At 67.0% G+C, this 17970-nt stretch carries 15 protein-coding genes and 1 pseudogene; 15 read left to right on the forward strand and 1 reads right to left on the reverse strand.

The window, feature by feature from the left end:
• The first annotated feature begins 76 nt into the window (after positions 1-76).
• The 13 genes and pseudogenes from folC to BN3906_RS04875 all read left to right on the forward strand — a co-directional run bounded on the left by folC (position 77) and on the right by BN3906_RS04875 (position 15195).
• Positions 77-1564: a bifunctional tetrahydrofolate synthase/dihydrofolate synthase gene (gene folC / locus BN3906_RS04815; RefSeq protein WP_066586107.1), complete on the forward strand. Its 1488-nt coding sequence runs from the start codon at positions 77-79 to the stop codon at positions 1562-1564.
• A complete protein-coding gene (locus BN3906_RS04820) occupies positions 1561-2142 on the forward strand; it encodes an LOG family protein (protein WP_066584823.1) in 582 nt (193 codons plus the stop codon). Before folC ends, BN3906_RS04820 begins: the two co-directional genes overlap by 4 nt.
• Before the next feature lies 1 nt (position 2143).
• On the forward strand, positions 2144-2602 hold the full coding sequence (locus BN3906_RS04825; protein ID WP_066584825.1) for a DUF4233 domain-containing protein: 459 nt from the start codon (positions 2144-2146) through the stop codon (positions 2600-2602).
• 73 nt (positions 2603-2675) lie between these two features.
• Positions 2676-3092, forward strand: a complete 417-nt coding sequence (ndk, locus tag BN3906_RS04830) for a nucleoside-diphosphate kinase (protein WP_066586110.1) — start codon at positions 2676-2678, stop codon at positions 3090-3092.
• Between the two features lie 515 nt (positions 3093-3607).
• Positions 3608-4990 carry a translation initiation factor IF-2 N-terminal domain-containing protein gene (locus BN3906_RS04835; RefSeq protein ID WP_147592780.1) on the forward strand — a complete coding sequence of 461 codons (1383 nt, stop codon included), beginning with the start codon at positions 3608-3610 and terminating at the stop codon, positions 4988-4990.
• A 223-nt stretch (positions 4991-5213) separates the two neighbouring features.
• Positions 5214-7973, forward strand: a pseudogene (locus BN3906_RS04840) (Rne/Rng family ribonuclease); the annotation flags it as partial.
• Between the two features lie 279 nt (positions 7974-8252).
• Entirely contained in the window at positions 8253-8555 is a 303-nt protein-coding gene (gene rplU / locus BN3906_RS04845; protein WP_066584831.1) for a 50S ribosomal protein L21, read from the forward strand.
• A 57-nt stretch (positions 8556-8612) separates the two neighbouring features.
• Complete coding sequence (gene rpmA, locus BN3906_RS04850) at positions 8613-8894, forward strand: 50S ribosomal protein L27 (protein WP_066584834.1); 282 nt, start codon at positions 8613-8615, stop codon at positions 8892-8894.
• A 116-nt stretch (positions 8895-9010) separates the two neighbouring features.
• Positions 9011-9985, forward strand: a complete 975-nt coding sequence (locus BN3906_RS04855) for an ABC transporter substrate-binding protein (RefSeq protein WP_066586113.1) — start codon at positions 9011-9013, stop codon at positions 9983-9985.
• 66 nt (positions 9986-10051) lie between these two features.
• A complete protein-coding gene (gene obgE / locus BN3906_RS04860) occupies positions 10052-11575 on the forward strand; it encodes a GTPase ObgE (protein WP_066584837.1) in 1524 nt (507 codons plus the stop codon).
• A 17-nt stretch (positions 11576-11592) separates the two neighbouring features.
• Positions 11593-12885, forward strand: a complete 1293-nt coding sequence (gene proB, locus BN3906_RS04865) for a glutamate 5-kinase (protein ID WP_066584840.1) — start codon at positions 11593-11595, stop codon at positions 12883-12885.
• A gap of 101 nt (positions 12886-12986) precedes the next feature.
• On the forward strand, positions 12987-14300 hold the full coding sequence (locus BN3906_RS04870; protein WP_066584848.1) for a glutamate-5-semialdehyde dehydrogenase: 1314 nt from the start codon (positions 12987-12989) through the stop codon (positions 14298-14300).
• A gap of 100 nt (positions 14301-14400) precedes the next feature.
• On the forward strand, positions 14401-15195 hold the full coding sequence (locus BN3906_RS04875) for a hypothetical protein (RefSeq protein ID WP_066584856.1): 795 nt from the start codon (positions 14401-14403) through the stop codon (positions 15193-15195).
• Positions 15196-15202: 7 nt separating this feature from the next.
• Here BN3906_RS04875 and BN3906_RS04880 read toward each other — a convergent pair whose 3' ends face one another.
• Positions 15203-16216: a YwiC-like family protein gene (locus tag BN3906_RS04880; RefSeq protein WP_078057110.1), complete on the reverse strand. Its 1014-nt coding sequence runs from the start codon at positions 16214-16216 to the stop codon at positions 15203-15205.
• Between the two features lie 51 nt (positions 16217-16267).
• Between BN3906_RS04880 and nadD the strand changes: the two genes are divergently transcribed.
• Together nadD and rsfS are read left to right on the forward strand one after the other, a co-directional pair.
• Complete coding sequence (gene nadD, locus BN3906_RS04885) at positions 16268-17002, forward strand: nicotinate-nucleotide adenylyltransferase (protein ID WP_261796841.1); 735 nt, start codon at positions 16268-16270, stop codon at positions 17000-17002.
• A gap of 454 nt (positions 17003-17456) precedes the next feature.
• Positions 17457-17957 (forward strand): ribosome silencing factor, encoded by a 501-nt coding sequence (gene rsfS, locus BN3906_RS04890; RefSeq protein ID WP_066584870.1) that lies wholly within the window; start codon positions 17457-17459, stop codon positions 17955-17957.
• The last annotated feature ends 13 nt before the right edge of the window (positions 17958-17970 follow it).

Consider the following 17970-nt stretch of genomic DNA (forward strand, 5'->3'; position numbering starts at 1 on the left):
GGACGACAGGAGCACCACCGACGGTGCTGACGGTACCGGGACCGGGGACACCGGGCAGGCACGCGGATTCGGCGAGGTGAACATCAGCGAAACCGGACTGGACCTGCCCATCGACCTTAATCAGCCGCAGCAGGACGAGGCACCGGTCACCCGACCGGTCACCCCGGAGGATCTGGAGGCACTCGCCGAAGTCGAGGCCGAACTCAACGACAGGTGGAACGAAACCCACATCGACCCCACCCTCGACCGGATCCGGCAGCTCATGGACCTGCTCGGCAATCCGCAACGGAACTACCAGTCGATCCACGTCGCCGGGACAAACGGGAAAACCTCCACAGTGAGGATGATCGAGTCACTCCTGCGCGCCTTCCACCGCAGAACAGGCCGGACGACCAGCCCGCACCTGCAGATCGCCACCGAAAGAATCGCCGTCGACGGCATGCCCCTGCACCCGGCCGACTACGTACGCATATGGCGGGAGATCGAACCCTACGTCGACATGGTCGACGCCGCCAGCGAGGCCGGGGGAGGACCCCGGATGAGCAAGTTCGAGGTCCTCGTCGCCATGGCCTACGCCGCTTTTGCGGACGCCCCGGTCGACGTCGCCGTCGTCGAAGTGGGGATGGGAGGACGCTGGGACGCCACCAACGTCATTGACGCCGACGTCGCGGTGATCACCCCCGTCGGCCTCGACCACACCGACTACCTCGGCGACACTGTCGCGGAGATCGCCGGCGAGAAAGCCGGGATCATCAAGTCACGCTGGAATGCCGACGACCTGCTCAGCCCACCCGACAATGTCACCATCGTCGCCGAACAGGAACCGGAGGCGATGAAAGTCATCCTCGACAGGGCCGTGTCCGTGGACTCCTCCGTCGCCCGCGAAGGACTGGAGTTCGGCGTCGTCGAATCCGGTGTCGCCGTCGGCGGACAGACCCTGACCATCCGTGGCCTCGGCGGAGTGTACGACAACATCTTCCTGCCCCTCTCCGGTGCCTACCAGGCGCGCAACGCCTCCGTGGCTCTCGCCGCGGTGGAGGCGTTCTTCGGCGCCGGCGCCGGACGCAGTCTCGACATCGACACCGTCAGACGCGGATTCGCACAGGTCACGTCGCCGGGACGCCTCGAAAGGGTCCGTTCCACACCCAGCATCTTCATCGACGCCACCCACAACCCCCACGGTGCGAAGGCACTGGCGGAGGCCGTGGACCGTGACTTCGCCTTCCGTCGGCTCATCGGCGTCCTCGCCGTTCTCGGCGACAAGGACGCCCGGGGTATCCTCGCCGCACTCGAACCGGTCCTCGATGAAGTGGTGGTCACCCACAACAGTTCGCCACGGGCACTCGACGCGGAAACCCTCGCCGAATACGCCCGTGACGCCTTCGGGGAAGAACGCGTCCACGTCGCCGGCTCCCTGCCCGGTGCAGTGGAACTGGCGGTCCAGCTCGCCGAAGACGACGGCGGATTCGACAGCGGAACCGTGTCCGGCGCCGGAGTCCTGGTTACCGGCTCGGTCGTCACCGCAGGAGAGGCACGCACACTGTTCGGAAAGGAGCCCGCATGACAGCCGCAGCACCCGTGAGAAAGGTTGCCCTGTACCTGGGGTCAGCCACCGGCGATTCCCCGGCCTACCGTGAAACCACGGTGCGCACCGTCGAGGTTCTCGCCGACGCCGGCTGCGAACTCGTCTACGGCGGAGGCTCCGTCGGGCTCATGGGTGTCGCCGCCGACACCGCCCTCGCCGCCGGCATGCCGGTCCACGGTGTGATCACCCGCCACCTGATGGACGGGGAGACCGGACACCCCGGGCTCACCGACCTGGAGGTGGTGGACACCATGACCAGGCGCAAAGAGCGGATGGCTGAAATCGCGGACGCCTTCATCGTCCTGCCCGGAGGAATCGGGACCCTCGAAGAATTCTTCGAGGTGTGGGTCGCCCAGGTCCTCGGCATCCACACCAGGCCCGTCGCACTCGTCGACGTCGACAACTACTGGCAGCCGCTGACAGACATGATCGACCACATGGTGTCCCGGGGGTTCCTTTCCGCGGTGCACCGCGACCACCTCATCCGGGTCAACGACCCGGAGATGATCCCGACCGCACTGGATGTGTGGACCCCTGCTGCGGCAAAGTGGAGCTGACATGAGCGACAGGAACAACAACCCCGGAGTCAGCCCGCTGGGCAAAGGGCACAAACCGCAGACCGACCCCTTCAAAGGGCTCAAGGGCATGATGGCCGGCATCATGATCATGGAGGCCCTGGCGGTGATGCTCATCCTGCCCGTCATCGGGAAGATGTGGGACGGAAAATACGCCACCGCCTTCAACCTCGGATACATCGGGATCCTCGCGGTTCTCATGACCGTGGCCGCGTTCCTCCAGTTCCGGCCCTGGGCCGACGGCATGAACATCGTGCTCCAGGTCCTGCTCGTCATCGGAGGGGTGGTGGTGCACCCCGTCGTCTTCATCGTCGCAGTCCTGTTCATCGCAGCCTGGTGGTACACCTACTACCTCCGCGGCCGTCTGAAGAAGAGAATGGACCTGGGGCTCCTCCCCGCCCAGCATTACACGGAGCCGGACAACTCTGACTCCGGACTCTGATCTCCGCGGCCCTGGTCCGGTTTGGGTGGCGCCGCGTGCCGGCCCCGTCATGCCGTCCGGTACCCTGACCGGCATGACTGAACGCACTCTCATTCTCATCAAGCCCGACGGGGTCCAGCGCGGGCTCGTCGGCGAGATCATCTCCCGGATCGAGCGGAAAGGCCTCACCCTGGCCGCCCTTGACCTGCGGCTGACCGACCGGGCCACCGCCGAGAAGCACTACGCCGAGCACGTCGGCAAGCCCTTCTACGAAGGACTCGTCGAATTTGTCACCGCGTCGCCGCTGATCGCCGGCGTCGTCGAAGGCGAGCGTGCCATCGAAGCATGGCGTCAGATCGCCGGCGCGACCGACCCCGTGTCGGCGGCCACCCCCGGCACAATCCGCGGTGATTTTGCTCTCTCCGTCGGTGAGAACGTCGTCCACGGTTCGGACTCCGTGGAATCCGCCGAGCGCGAAATCGCCATCTGGTTCCCCGAGCTCGCGAAGTAGCCGGAACCGGACCTGCCGCGGTGTGCCACGCCACCGCCCGTCACGACCACGGTCAGACGGACGGTGACGTGGCCTTTGTGCAGGCAGTGGACCCTAACTGGACCCAGTCGCCGGTCAGTGGCCGCCGGTCCCGAAGGGCACCGCAGGGCGGTGGCACCGTGGAGGACGCCCCGGGGCGGGCTGCGTCGGAGAGACACCTGCAGGGCCCCGCCGCGTACGCACGGTGACCGGTCCGTCGACGGCTGACGGGGCATTCCCGGCCCGTCATGATGGGCCCACGCCGGAACCCGCACAGTGGCCGTCGGGGACACAGGCGGGCCTCATGTGACACAATAAGCACGGACGTGCTGCACCGGCCGGGTGATGAAACAGAGAACCCGGGCCCGTTGTGCGCATATCTTCGAAGATCTTTCAACAACAGTGAGCGGCACCACGGCCCACAGAGGGCCGGTATCCGGTGAGAGGCAGCGAGATGCGCCCGCCGGCGGTGTGACCGCATCCGAACAAGGAGAACAGTGGCTAAAACCAGCCAGGAACTCGCGGCAGCAGCCGCGGCGACGACAACAGAAGACATGGGGGAGAAGGTCCGCGTACACGCGCTGGCCAGGGCACTCGGCGTCCCCAGCGCCGAAATGGTGCAGATACTCGCCACCCAGGGGATCGAGGGCAAGCGCGCGACCTCCACTCTGCCCAGGGCGCAGGTGACGGAGGTGCTGGAGCGGCTCACAGCGGACGGAGCACCGCCGGAGCCGCAGAAGAAGGCGGAGACGAAGAAGAAGTCTCCGGCAAAGAAGACCACCGCGAAGAAGGCGACCACCGCGAAGAAGGCGGCCGCCAAGAAGACCACCGCCAGGAAGACTGCGGCGTCGAAGGCCGACACGGCACAGTCCACCGGGGATGTCGCCGCGACCACCGACACCTCAGAGACCGCCGGGACTCCCGGGACGACCTCCGGCGACGTCGTGACCGTGGACAAGGTCGCCGACGACCAGCCGGTGGACGGGAAGCTGACGAAGAAGGGTGCGGCCGGGGCGTCCGCGGGAAAGCCGTCCGCCAAGAAGTCACCCACCAGGAAAGCTGCCACCAGAAAAGATCCCTCCGGGAAGTCCGCTGCAGAGCAGGGCACACCTGCCGGCGAGGGGACCACCACGCCGGATGACGCCGCGGAGTCCGTTGACGCCCCGACGACAGACAGTAAGTCCCGACGGGGAAGTGGACGTTCCCGCAGGTCACGGACTGCTTCCGCCGGATCAGCCTCCGCCACTGCGCCGGCCGGGGCGGCACAACCGGCGACGGAACCGACCGCAGGACAGGTCGACGCGGCACCTCAGCAGGGTGACAGCGGCAGTGACGCCACGGTCGACGCACTCATCGACCGGATCGCCGAGTCCGTCCGGGCACCGGAGAAGTCGGCCACCCAGGAACCGGTGACGGAATCCGGGGACGCCGTGACCGGCACACCCCGTAGAGTCCGTCGCAGGATCGTCCGCAGGGTCGGCTCCCGCTCCGCGGCGTCCGACGCCGAACTGCTCAGGGCCAGAAAAGCAGCCCAACGGTCCGACGCTGTCTCCGCAGACGCGGGCAGCACCGGCAGGGCGGAGGCCTCCGCCACCTCGGACGACACGCCCTCCGGCAAAGGAGACGGCCCCGGTGCCGTCAGCGGTCACGTACTCATCTCTGTCTGTATAACAGACCGCCTTCCACCTCAGAACCAGCCGGACGACCAGCCCGCACCCGCACAACACCACCGGAAGACACGCCGGCGCCGCGCGAGAACACCCGAGGGGGAGGGGGAAGTCGGGGTAGGGGAGAGTAAAAGGGAAAGAACGATGAAGAGTCCGGTGGGCTGCGAGCTGCCTTTTTTGCACTGCAAGATGTGTATAAGACGCGGGCCGTAGCCGTCGTCGTGGCCGCCGTGGTCGTGGCCGCGGTCGTGGCGACCAGGACCGCCACGAGGTCAGGGAGAGCAGTGAGAACCGGGAACACCGGGAGAACCAACACCGGGAGAACCGGGAGAGCGCCGGAACCGGCGGTCCACAGGCGTCGGAACACCGCACCGATGTGACGGAGCGCTCCGGCGTCCCCGACGGTCTTCCGGTCCTCACCGAGGGATCGGAGTTCATCGACGAGCCGGTGAAGCTCAAGGGCTCAACCCGCCTCGAATCGAAGCGTCGGTGGCGGCAGGAACAGGGTCACGAGAAGAACAAGATCGTCACCAGGGCGGAGTTCCTCGCCCGCCGGGAGAATGTCGACCGGGCCATGGTCGTCAGGGATTCCGAGCGCAGTGACCACCCGGGCACAACCACCCAGGTCGGCATCACCGAGGACGGGATCCTCGTCGAACATGTCGTCACCAGCGAAACGCAGTCTTCGATCATCGGGAACATCTACCTGGGCAGAGTGCAGAACGTGCTGTCCAGCATGGAGGCGGCGTTCATCGACATCGGAACCGGTCGCAACGCGGTCCTCTACGCCGGCGAAGTTGACTGGCGTTCCAGTCACCTGCACGCCCGCACCCGTCGCATTGAGGCGGCGCTGCGGGCAGGAGACCAGATCCTCGTCCAGGTGATCAAGGACCCGCTCGGGCACAAAGGTGCCCGGCTGACCAACCGACTCAGCTTCGCGGGACGCTACCTGGTCTACATTCCGGGAGGCAGGACCCACGGGATCTCCCGCAAGCTTCCGGAAGCGGAGCGTAAGCGGCTGAAGGGGATCCTCAACCGCGTCGTCCCCGACGACGGCGGCACCATCATCAGGACCGCCGCCGAGGGAGTGTCCGAGGAACTCATCGCCGAGGACGTCCACCGGCTCCACCAGCGTTGGCTGGACATCTGTGAAGCCGAGGAGAAGGCCCGCGGGCGTAAGGGATCACACCCGGTGACCATGTACGAAGAGCCGAATATGCTCGTCAAGGTCATCAGGGACATATTCAACGAGGACTTCAACGAACTCGTGGTCGACGGTGAGAAGTCCTGGGAGATCGTCCGGGACTACGTCCACCGCATGGCGCCGGATCTCGAGTCCCGTCTCGTGCGCTACAGGCCTGAGGACCACGGTGGCCGTGATGTCTTCGAGGACCGTCAGCTCGACGAACAGCTCGCCAAGGCCCTGAGCCGGAAGGTGTGGCTGCCGTCCGGCGGATACCTGATCATCGACCGCACCGAGGCGATGACCGTCATCGACGTGAACACCGGCAGTTTCGTCGGTTCCGGCGGGAACCTCGAGGAGACGGTGACGCTGACGAACCTTGAGGCGGCCGAGGAGATTGTCCGTCAGATGCGTCTGCGGGACATGGGAGGGATGATCGTCGTCGACTTCATCGACATGGTCCTCCCCGAGAACCGTGACCTCATGTTGCGTCGGCTCACCGAATACCTGGGTCGCGACAGGACCAGGCACAAGGTGTCCGAGGTCACCAGTCTGGGCCTGGTGCAGATGACCCGCAAGCGTCTGGGGACCGGTCTGCTGGAGACTTTCTCCACCGAGTGCCCGACCTGCGGGGGACGCGGCGTGATCATCCACGCCGACCCGGTCGAGCACAACCCGGAGGACGAGGACAACCACGGGGACCGACGTGACCACGGGCACCGTTCCGAGAAGCGTCAGGCCCGTGAACTGCAGGAGGTTCGCCGCCGGCACGAGAAGGACCGCGCACAGCAGGCCGACGTCCGGGACACCGTAGATTCCGGTGACTCCGGCGACACCGCTGAAAGCACTGACGGCGACAGGTCCGGAGGGCACGGCAGGGAGAAGCACCCGCAGGAGAAGCACAGGCAGGACAGGTCAGAGCGCAGGCAGTCGCACCCGGAGAAGAAGTCCGGCGGACATCGGAAAGCGGAGAACAACCGTTCCGGGGACGCCGGGACCACCTCCGGGGCACGCGACCACAGTGACAGGGACCGTGACAGGGACAGGGCACGTGAACGTTCCGCTGACTCCGGACGTGACGCTGTCACCGACGGTGCACCGGTCCGGGACGACAGCCCGCGCCGGGGACGCCGCCGCGTGGTGCGTCGTGTGATCCGTGGCGACCGTGATATCCGTGACAGCGCAGCGGTCCGTGACAGCGGTGACGTTCGTGACGGCCGTGGTGGTTCTTCCGACCGTCGGCGCACGGACCGCTCCGGCCAGGACGACCGTCCGCACCGTCGCGGCTCCGGTGCCTCGGCCCGGTCCGATCAGTCGGTGGCGGAAATCGCCGCGCAGGCGGTCGCCCGTGCAGGTGCCGAGGACCCGGACGAACCCAGCGGGGCAGACTACGTGTCTGACCAGGTGACTGGGAAGGTGACTGGGAAGGTCACTGACGCACACGGCACGGAAGACGGTGGACAGCACCACGGTGGTGAGGTTCGCCTCGGCACCGACCGTCGTGGACGCCGTCGCGTCCGTCGCGTGGTCCGTCCGGCTGCCGGACGGAACGTCACGCAGACAGCGACGAGGTCACCGCTCGAGCGGGTTGCCGCAGTCACGGAACCGCAGACGGAGCCGCAGATCACGGCAGCTCCGGCGGCGGAAGGTACGTCCGCCGGCGGTACCCGCACCTATGAGGAGGCCCGGGCGGAGTACGAATCCTCCCCGAGGCGCAGGCGCCGGACCCGGGGACGCTCCCGGTCCGATGTTCCGCCGGTCGAGTCCGACTTCGTCGGGGGCTCTGCCGCACCGGCGGGACCGGCGGACACGGTGACAGAGAACACCGGGGCCGGAACCTCGTCCACGGCCACGGCGACTTCTACGGCGTCGTCCGCCGTGCCTCCTGCAGATGTGGATAAGCGACATGGCCCAGGGCGCAACCCGCCACCAATCGGAGCGGCGGCGGGGGGAGGGACGGGGTGGCGGGGAGGAAGATCGGGGGAGGGGCGTGTCCGCACCGGCAGGCGCTGACCCCCGCCCGGGCGGGGAGGACCGAAAGGATTTTGTCCTTCCCCGTCCGGGCAGGTAGTCTTGAGCGGTCGCTGTTCGAACGTCGTTCATGTGTGCCTTCTGCGGTGCGCATGACCTTCCGGTCCACGGCTCCACCGGTTCCGGTGGACGCTGCACGACATCGGACGCAGTGAAAGCAAGTAAGTCCAGTCAGTCCGTTTCCTCGGAAGCTCCCCGGTCCTGCCGGTGAGGTGGGGGAGCAGCCTGAGCCGAGTAGAGAAACAAAGGGGTAGCCCTTCCATGTACGCGATCGTCAAGACCGGCGGCAAGCAGTACAAGGTTGCCGAAGGTGACCTCGTCAAGGTCGAGAAGATCGAGGGTGAGTCCGGTGCTGCCGTGGCTCTCACCCCGGTTCTCCTCGTCGATGGCGCGGACGTCACCTCCGGTGACGCCCTTGCGGGCAAGACCGTCAACGCCGAGATCGTCGAGCAGACCAAGGGTCCGAAGATCAACGGCATGCACTTCCGGAACAAGACCGGTTACAAGCGCCGGTTCGGTCACCGCCAGCAGCTGACCGTTCTCAAGGTCACGGGCATCAAGTAATTCACCGACCGCTGCGACGACGCCGCGGCGGACAACTTTTCCGAGGAGGGAAAAGACATGGCACACAAGAAGGGTGCTGCTAGCTCCAGCAACGGTCGCGATTCCGAGTCCAAGCGGCTCGGTGTCAAGCGGTTCGGTGGTCAGCAGGTCAAGGCCGGCGAGATCCTGATCCGTCAGCGCGGAACCTCGTTCCACCCGGGTGAGAACGTCGGCCGTGGTGGCGACGACACCCTGTTCGCGCTCAAGGCAGGTGCGGTGAAGTTCAGCACCCGCCGTAACCGTCGACTGGTGAACATCGTCGAGAACACCCCTGCCGACAGCGAGACCGCCGAGGTCTGACCGGGCCCGCCCGGTCACCGCTGCAGCAGACCAGACCCCCGCCGGTTCCGACCGGCGGGGGGTTTGCGCACCCACCCCGAAACGGGTGAGGTAAGCCAATGGTATCTTTCACCCCCATGACCCCCTCGACCCGTCACCGACCTCTGACCAGACGAGCCTTCCTGGGAGGAGCAGTCGGCCTCGCCGCAGCCACCCTCGCGGCCTGCACCAGTTCAGGCTCCGACAACACTACGAGCACCACGGAAACCACCCCCTCCACCGGCCCGTCCGGAGCCCCTGCCACCGGGGACCCGTCCAGGCCGCAACGGGTCGTCGCACTGTCCACCGGACACCTCGACCACCTCCTCGTCCTCGGAATCGTCCCCGTCGGACTCGCCGTGGCAAAGTCCACGGGCACCGATGTCCGGGGCATCCCCGACTACATCACCGAACGGTTCGGTGACAGCCTCGACCTCAGTTCCATCGAGATCGTCGGGGTACGACAGTCCCCGGACCTGGAGAAGATCGCCCAGCTCCACCCCGACCTGATCCTCTCCAACAACAGGTCCGAGAAGGCGCAGCTCGACCAGCTCAGGGGAATCGCCACCGTCGTGACCACCAACGGCGGCGCAGAACAGTGGAAGGACGATCTCGGCATCGTCGGCGACGCTCTGGGACTGCGCGAGAAGTCGGACCAGCTCCTCGCCGACTACGAGGAACAGGCCCGCACCTGGGCGTCCTCCCGGGGCGACAGTCCCAGTGTCTCCCTGGTCAGGGGACGCAACACAGAGTACGTCCTGACAGGTCCCCTCTCCCTGGCCGGAAGTGTCGTCGCTGACGCCGGATTCACCCGTCCCGCAGGCCAGGACTTCACCGACACCGCGAACCACGACCTCTCCCTGGAGAACACCGACCAGCTGGAGGCAGACCACCTCTTCTACGCCTTCGAAGGAGGAGCAGAGCAGGTGGTGGACTCGGCGTCCTGGAAGACACTGTCCGTCGTCAGCCGCGGAGACGCACACCAGGTCGACATCGACCCCTGGTTCCTCAACGCATCACTCGTGGCGGCGGAACGCGTGCTCGACGACCTGAAGCGGATGATCGGGGAGTAGGGCAGCTGACGGTCACGGGGTAGACTCTGCCGGTACGTGATTTCCAACCGGAGGGGACCCCCACCCATGTCTACCCGCTTCGTCGACCGTGTCGTCCTGCATCTGCAGGCCGGCGACGGCGGAAACGGCTGTTCCTCGGTCTACCGCGAGAAATTCATCCCTCTCGGCGGCCCGGACGGCGGAAACGGCGGACACGGGGGCGACATCATCTTCGAGGTCGATCCCCAGGTCCACACCCTTCTCGACTTCCACTTCCATCCCCACCTCAGGGCCGGGCGCGGAACCAACGGCGCCGGTGACCACCGCAACGGTGCCCGGGGCGAAGACCTCGTCCTCAAGGTTCCCGCCGGCACCGTCATCCTCGACGAGGACGGGGAGGTCATCGCCGACATGACCGCCCGCGGTCAACGGGTGATCGTCGCCGCAGGTGGCCACGGCGGACTGGGGAATGCCGCCCTGGTTTCCCGTGCCCGCAAGGCCCCCGGTTTCGCGCTGCTCGGTGAGCCCGGTGAGACGAAAGACATCACCGTCGAACTGAAGTCCATGGCCGACGTCGGTCTGGTCGGATTCCCGTCGGCGGGTAAGTCCTCACTGGTCAGTGTCCTGAGTGCGGCGAAGCCCAAGATCGCCGACTACCCGTTCACCACGCTCCAGCCCAACCTCGGCGTCGTCAATGTCGGTCACCGGGTGTTCACCATCGCCGATGTCCCCGGGCTCATCCCCGGGGCCTCCCAGGGCAAGGGACTGGGACTGGACTTCCTCCGCCACATTGAACGCACCGCCGTGCTGGTCCACGTCGTCGACTGCGCCTCAATGGAATCCGACCGCAACCCCGTCGACGACATCCGTGCCCTCGAAGCGGAACTGGACAACTACCGGTCGGAACTCTCCGAGGACGTCGGACTCGGTGATCTCCGTGACCGGCCACGCGTCATCGTCCTGAACAAGATGGACGTCCCGGACGCCCGGGAAATGGCCGAGATCATCCGCCCCGACCTCGAAAGAGAGTTCGGATGGCCCGTGTTCGAGATTTCCACCGTCGCGCACACCGGGCTTGACCGGCTGACCTACGCTCTCATGGACATCGTCGAGGAGTACCGCCGACAGCACCCTGTCGAGGTTGCCGCTCCGCAGGTCATCGCCCCGAAGAACCAGCGGAGGAAGGGCACCTCGAAGATCACCTTCACCGTCTCCGCAGACCCGGAGGCGGGCCCAGGGGGAGGGGCATGGATCGTCGACAGCAGCGACCTGGAACGGTGGATCCGGCAGACGGACTTCGACAACGACGAAGCCGTCGGCTACCTGGCGGACCGTCTCGCCAAGGCAGGCGTGGAGGAGGCCCTCTACAAGTCCGGCGCCGTCGCAGGAGATGACGTCACCATCGGCTGGGTGACATTCAGCTGGGAACCGCAGACAGCGGCAGGTGTGGACCTGCTGCCGTCCGGGCGTGGCACCGACAAGCGCCTGGAGCGCACGGAGAGGGCGAGCGCCGCCGAGCGCAAGCGGGCCTCCCAGGCACGCCGCGGGCTCATCGACGAATTCGATTTCGGGGACGGTGAGGAGGCCTCCCGCGACCGCTGGGAAGGCTAGCGGTAACATCGGGGGGCATGTCTGACACTTCCGTGCAGCCTGACCCCTCAGACCCCCTTTTCGCCAACCCGGTGTTCGGTAGCGGAAACATCCACCAGCCTGGCCCGGTAGTCCCGGCCACCGCCAAGGAGTTCCCGGAACCTGAGGTCACCCTCGACGACCCGGAGTACGGCCACCGTTCCGAAGCCCGCCGGGCCGTCCGTGACGCCAAGCGGGTGGTCGTGAAGATCGGCTCCTCCAGTCTCACCGACGAGACCGGGCATGTCAGCCCGGACCGTATCGACCTCATCGCGGACGCCCTCGAGGCGCGGATGGACCGGGGGACGGACATCATCGTCGTCTCCTCCGGATCGATCGCCTGCGGTATGGGGCCGCTGGGGCTGACCCAGCGGCCGACCGACCTGGCGACCAAACAGGCGGCCGCGGCAGCCGGGCAGGTTCTGCTCGCCCAGGAATGGGCCCGTAGTTTCGCCAGGTACGGCCGCTCTATCGGGCAGGTGCTCCTCACGGTCTCCGATGCGGCGCGACGGGACCGTGCCCGGAACTCCCAGCGGACCATCGACCGGCTCCGTCAGCTCGGGGTGGTTCCGATCATCAACGAGAACGACACCGTCACCACCGCCGGTGCGACCTTCGGTGACAATGACCGTCTCGCCGCCCTCGTCAGCCACCTCGCCTATGCGGACGCCCTGGTCCTCCTCTCAGACGTTGCCGGACTCTACGACCGTAACCCCGCCGAACCCGGCGCCAGGTTCATCGCCGAGGTCCGTAATCACGGTGACCTGCGCGGTGTCGTCGCCGGTGACGGGGGACGCCTCGGCACAGGGGGAATGGGGGCGAAGGTGTCGGCCGCCAGGTTGGCGTCCCAGGGCGGTGTCCCGGTGCTGCTGACGTCCACGGAGAACATCGGGGCGGCACTCGACCAGGCCATGGTCGGCACCTGCTTCTGGCCGCGGGACGACAGGTTGTCCGCCTGGAAGTTCTGGATCCTCTATGCGGCAGAGTCGGAGGGGGCGGTGCACATCGACGGCGGAGCCGCCCAGGCCATGGAGCACCACAACTCCCTGCTTCCCGTGGGTATCACCAGGATCGTCGGGGACTTCAACTCCCGGGCGGTGGTGGACATCGTCGGGCCGGGCGGGCATCTTGTCGGGCGTGGTGAAGTGAACTACGACGCCGCGACTCTGCAGGGGATGATCGGGAAGTCGACGACGGAGCTTCCGGACTTCGCACAGCGTCCCGCGATCCACGTGGACAATCTGTCGACCTACGCCAACCGTCTGTCGCGGGCGTACGGTGCCACGCGCTGACTTCACCGGCACTGACGGCCCGCACGCACCCCCGGGGAGTTGTTGAACAACACGCCCTCTCCGTCGGACGGCGTCCTGTCCCTCGCGTAGTGTGGACAACCATGACGACCTCCACCACGATCACCCCCGATTCGACCGGACTGACCGCCGAGCGCAGTGCCGAGCGCTCGGAGGTTCTCGCCAAGGCCACCACGGCCAGGGAGATCTCCCGCCGACCACCACTGTCCACGACGGAGAAGAACCGGGTGCTGCTGGCGGCGGCGGATGCCCTGGTGGAACGTACGGCGGAGATCCTCACCGCCAACGACCGGGACATCGTCGCCGGCCGTGAGCGTGGCATGGACGAGGCACTCATCGACAGGCTCCGCCTCACCGCGGACAGGGTGGAGGGCATCGCCGGCGGCCTGCGCCAGGTTGCCGACCTTCCTGACCCTGTCGGGGACGTGGTGCGCGGCTACCGGCGTCCCAACGGGCTTGAGATGCGCCAGGTCAGGGTCCCGCTCGGAGTGATGGGGATGGTCTACGAGGCCCGTCCGAACGTCACCGTCGACGCATTCGGCCTGGCCCTCAAATCCGGCAATGTGCCCCTCCTCCGCGGTTCGAAGTCGGCATTCCACTCCAACACGGCCCTGGTGGGTGTCCTCCAGGACGTCCTCGGGGCACAGGGGCTGCCCCGCGAAACTGTGCAGCTGCTGCCGTGTTCGACCAGGGAATCCGTGCGTGACCTGATCACCGCCCGCGGGCTGGTGGACATCGTCATCCCGCGTGGCGGCGCCGGCCTGATCAACGCCGTCGTCACCGGGGCGACAGTGCCCACCATCGAGACGGGGACGGGTAACTGCCACTTCTACGTGGACGCCTCCGCCGACGTGGAGGAGGCCACGGCCCTGGTGGTCAACGGGAAGACACGGCGCTGCTCGGTGTGCAACGCGACCGAGACGGTCCTGCTGGACTCCGCTCTTCCCGCGGAGGCGAAGAAGAAGGTGCTCACCGCGCTCCAGGACGCCGGGGTCACCCTCCACGCCGACCCGGGGGAGATCGGTGACCTCGGTCTCGGTGATGTTGTCGCGGCCACGGAGGCGGACTGGGCGGAGGAGTACGGGTCCCTCGACATTGCCGTGAAGATCGTCGACGGTGTCGGGGAGGCTGTCCGTCACATCATGAGGTACACCACCGGGCACACCGAGGCGATCGGTGCGACGGATATCCGGGTCACCCGGTACTTCACGGACAACGTGGATGCTGCGGCGGTCATGGTCAACACCTCCACCGCGTGGACTGACGGGGAGATGTTCGGTTTCGGGGCGGAGATCGGCATCTCCACCCAGAAGCTGCATGCCCGCGGCCCTATGGGTCTGCCGGAGCTGACCAGTACCAAGTGGATCGTCACCGGAGAGGGGCAGACCAGACCCTGAGCGGTATCATGTTCAGACGCTGAGAGAAGTTCAGCACATGTGAGCCTTATGTTATGTTAAGGCGGTGCATAAATATATTTCTGTTCTTGTCGGCGCTGCAGTGGCTGTCAGCTCGCTCATCGTCTCCGTTCCGGCGGCCTCCGCCGGCGTCCCCTCAGGTGCCGGGACACCCGGGAACCGGGGCGGTTCATGCCCGGCAACTGTCATCGTCGCTGCCCGCGGCAGCGAGGAGACTTCGACCACCCCTGCCCGCTACGAGGGGACGGACCTTCCCTCCAACGGCTGGGAAGGCGACACGATCCGCAGGTTCATCTCCTACCTGGCCACCGCGCATCCGGAGGCGGTCTCCGGTGGGCGGGTAGCGGCGGCAGGGGTGGATGCCGACCACTATCCGGCCCGACTGCCCGTGCCACGGGAACTCGCCGAGTTCAACGCAGTGACCATCGCACAGGACGTGGCACTGTTCGTGGATTCGGTCGTCAAGGGGGTCCCCGGGGGTCTGGAACAGGTGAAGTCCTGGGAGGAGGAGTCCGGCTGCCGTCCCGACTATGTGACAGTCGGATACTCCCAGGGGGTGCTGCCCGTGATGGCGGTACAGCAGTGGGCGTCCGACCGGGGGCGTCTACGCGGCGTCATCTCCGTGGGCAGTCCCTTCGGCGGGGAACCCGGCACCGTGGGCACGGTGGCCGAAGCCCCCGACGGCGTGCCGTCGATGAACATCTGCGCGACCTACGACGTGATCTGTGCCCATGACATGGAATCTCTCGGCGAAGCACTCGAAGCACCGTATGAACTCGGCGCCCACACGGAGTACTTCAGGCAGGCACTCGCAGGTCGCCCCACAGCCCTGGAGAAGAAGTCGGTCGACACTCTCGCAGAATGGCTGAGCGACTGACCCGGTTCTAGCCGATGTAGAGCAGGATCGGCCCGTTGAACAGTACCGCGGTGAGAATACCCGCCACGGTCACCGCCACGACCAGGGGAACTTCGGCGAGGCCGACCTTCCGGGGCGTCCAGGTCGGCTTCCTGCTGCCGCCGGTCCCGGTGGCCTCCTCCGTCCGTCGGGAGAACACCTCTTGGCGGGGAACTGACCAGGAACGCCACAGTGCCCGGACCATGACAGCTTCAGCGATGAGCCACGGCACCACCGCCAGGTCCCCGGAGAACACCGTGGCCGTGGTGACCGCCAGGGCGACGACGTGGAAGGCGACAGAGCCCCTCCACCACGGACGCGAACCCCGTTCACGGATCATCGTCTTCACGTAGAGCACCGTTCCCACCTGGTAGAGGGCCAGCCAGATCACGGTCACCCACAGTTCCGGGGGCAGGGAGGCGACAACCTCCGAGGAGAAGACGTTGCGGGTCAGGGTGATGCCACCGGTCACGGCGGAGGTGGAGCCGGGTCCGGTGGTGGCCAGGGCCGCGATGACGAGAGCCGAGGTCACGGTCTCCGCGGCCCCCGCGATGAGGGACCGTGGCGTCCCCCGCCAGATCTCGTAGACGGACACCACTGTCAGCGGTGCGAAGACGACCGCCCACCAGAGCAGGTGCGGCTGAAGCAGTACCGCGCACACCACCGCCACCGCCGTGACGGACCCGTAGCAGGCCAGAGGAACGCCGGCCGCCCGGAGTATGCGCCGGTTGCCGGACCGCCTGGCGGGAAGCCACTTACCGACGGTGAAGAAAGTGAGGTAGCCGGCGACCCAGGCGACTGTCACCGCCGCAGTGGTCAGTGACATGCGGAGCATGTCCGCGCCGCCCGGTCCACGGTCGCCTGAGCCGGCGGATCCGATCAGTGAGGTCAACGAGACCGCCCACGCCAGTCCGACCAGCACCGGTGAGAAGATCATCGGCCACGCCCCGTGCTGGTCGGGCTTCCAGTACCGGGAACTGCCTCGTGAGGATCGCGACGCCATACTCACCCAGGTTAGTCGTCACCGGCCGTGGGACGTCTATGATGTGACGTCGTGAACACACCCACTGCACCCGGGGCCAGGTCCGGATGCGCCCGGCGCATCGGCGTGATGGGCGGAACCTTCGACCCGATCCACAACGGCCACCTGGTTGCGGGCAGTGAGGTAGCCGACCTTTTCGACCTGGACATGGTGGTTTTCGTGCCCACCGGCATGCCCTGGCAGAAGAAGGACAGGTACGTCTCGGAGGCGGAGGACCGGTACCTGATGACCGTCATCGCCACGGCGTCGAATCCCCGGTTCACGGTGTCCCGGGTGGACATCGACCGTCCCGGGGCAACCTACACGGTGGACACACTCAAGGACATCCAGGCCCACCACCCGGACGCCGAGCTCTTCTTCATCACCGGCGCGGACGCCCTGGACCGCATCGTCACCTGGCGTGACTGGGAGGCGGTGTTCGAGCTCGCCCACTGTGTGGGGGTGACCCGACCCGGATATGACCTGGCGGACGCCGGGGAACAACTGAGGGCTCAGGTCGACGCCGACCGGTTGTCCCTGGTGAATATCCCCGCCATGGCGATCTCCTCCACCGACATCCGGGAGAGGGCGGCCGACGGGCGTCCGGTCTGGTACCTGGTGCCCGACGGAGTGGTGCAGTACATCGCCAAGACGGGAATGTACTCGGACATCCGTTGCAGGCGTCCCGACGGTCCGCCGGCACCCGGACTGTCGGCGACCGGACCGGCGGGCGGGGGCGGCCCCTTTACCAATCCAGGGGGGGGTTAGAGACAAGCCCCCGGGCCGGCCGGCGCCCCCGAATCTGCGGATGCCTCGGGAGCGCGCAGCGGGCGAGACGGCGACGGCCGGGGCGACGGGGGGGGGGCGGGGGGGGGGACGGGTTGGTGTGGCGGACAGGGGACGACGGGAGCTCCGCCGCCGGGTCCGGTGGTGGTCGCGGCGGTCGCGACGGCAATCCGGACGCCGAACCCGACGTGGACTGGAGGGAACCGAGGTTCCCTCCGGGCTGGTTCTGACCCGCCGGCGTCCGGTTCAGTTCTGTCCACAGGTGTTCTGCAGGTAGAATTACGTGGCGGACATTCATGCGTGCCACCGTGCACTGTCCCGGTCGCCGGGAGCCGCCGTCATCTGCCGGCACCGCCGGTAGCGGCATACCTGCCGACACCTACGCCCATCTGCAGACATTAGCCGACGTCAGCCGGCATTAAGGAACTTACCCACCGTGACAGCCAGCGCCGAAGCCATCAACCACGCGGGCATTGCCGCACGTGCCGCCGCCGAGAAGCTCGGTGAGGACATCAGCGTGCTCGACGTCACCGGGCGTATGCCCCTGGCCGACTGCTTCGTGATCGTCACCGGGGACAATGAGCGCATGGTCGCCTCCATCGTCGACGAGATCGAGGCGGAGCTTGCTGAGAAGGCCGGGGTGAAGCCCCGCATGCGTGAAGGGCACCGGGACGGCCGGTGGGTTCTGCTGGACTACGGCACCATCATCTGTCACGTTCAGCGCCGGGAGGAACGAGAGTTCTACGGTCTGGACAGGCTCTACCGGGACTGCCCCGCAGTGCCGGTGGAAGGCGTCGAACAGCCCGACCGGGGTTCCTGGGCGGAGGGCCTGGACGTCACCGAGCTCGGCGACATCGACCGGCTCGATCCCCTGCAGGCGCAGAGCATCGAGGACCTTCCCCTGGCGGGTCCCGGCCCGGACGCCGACGAAATCTAGGGCGGAGGAAACC

The sequence above is a fragment of the Corynebacterium provencense genome, from assembly GCA_900049755.1.
In the GTDB taxonomy this organism is placed as follows: Bacteria; Actinomycetota; Actinomycetes; order Mycobacteriales; family Mycobacteriaceae; genus Corynebacterium; species Corynebacterium neomassiliense.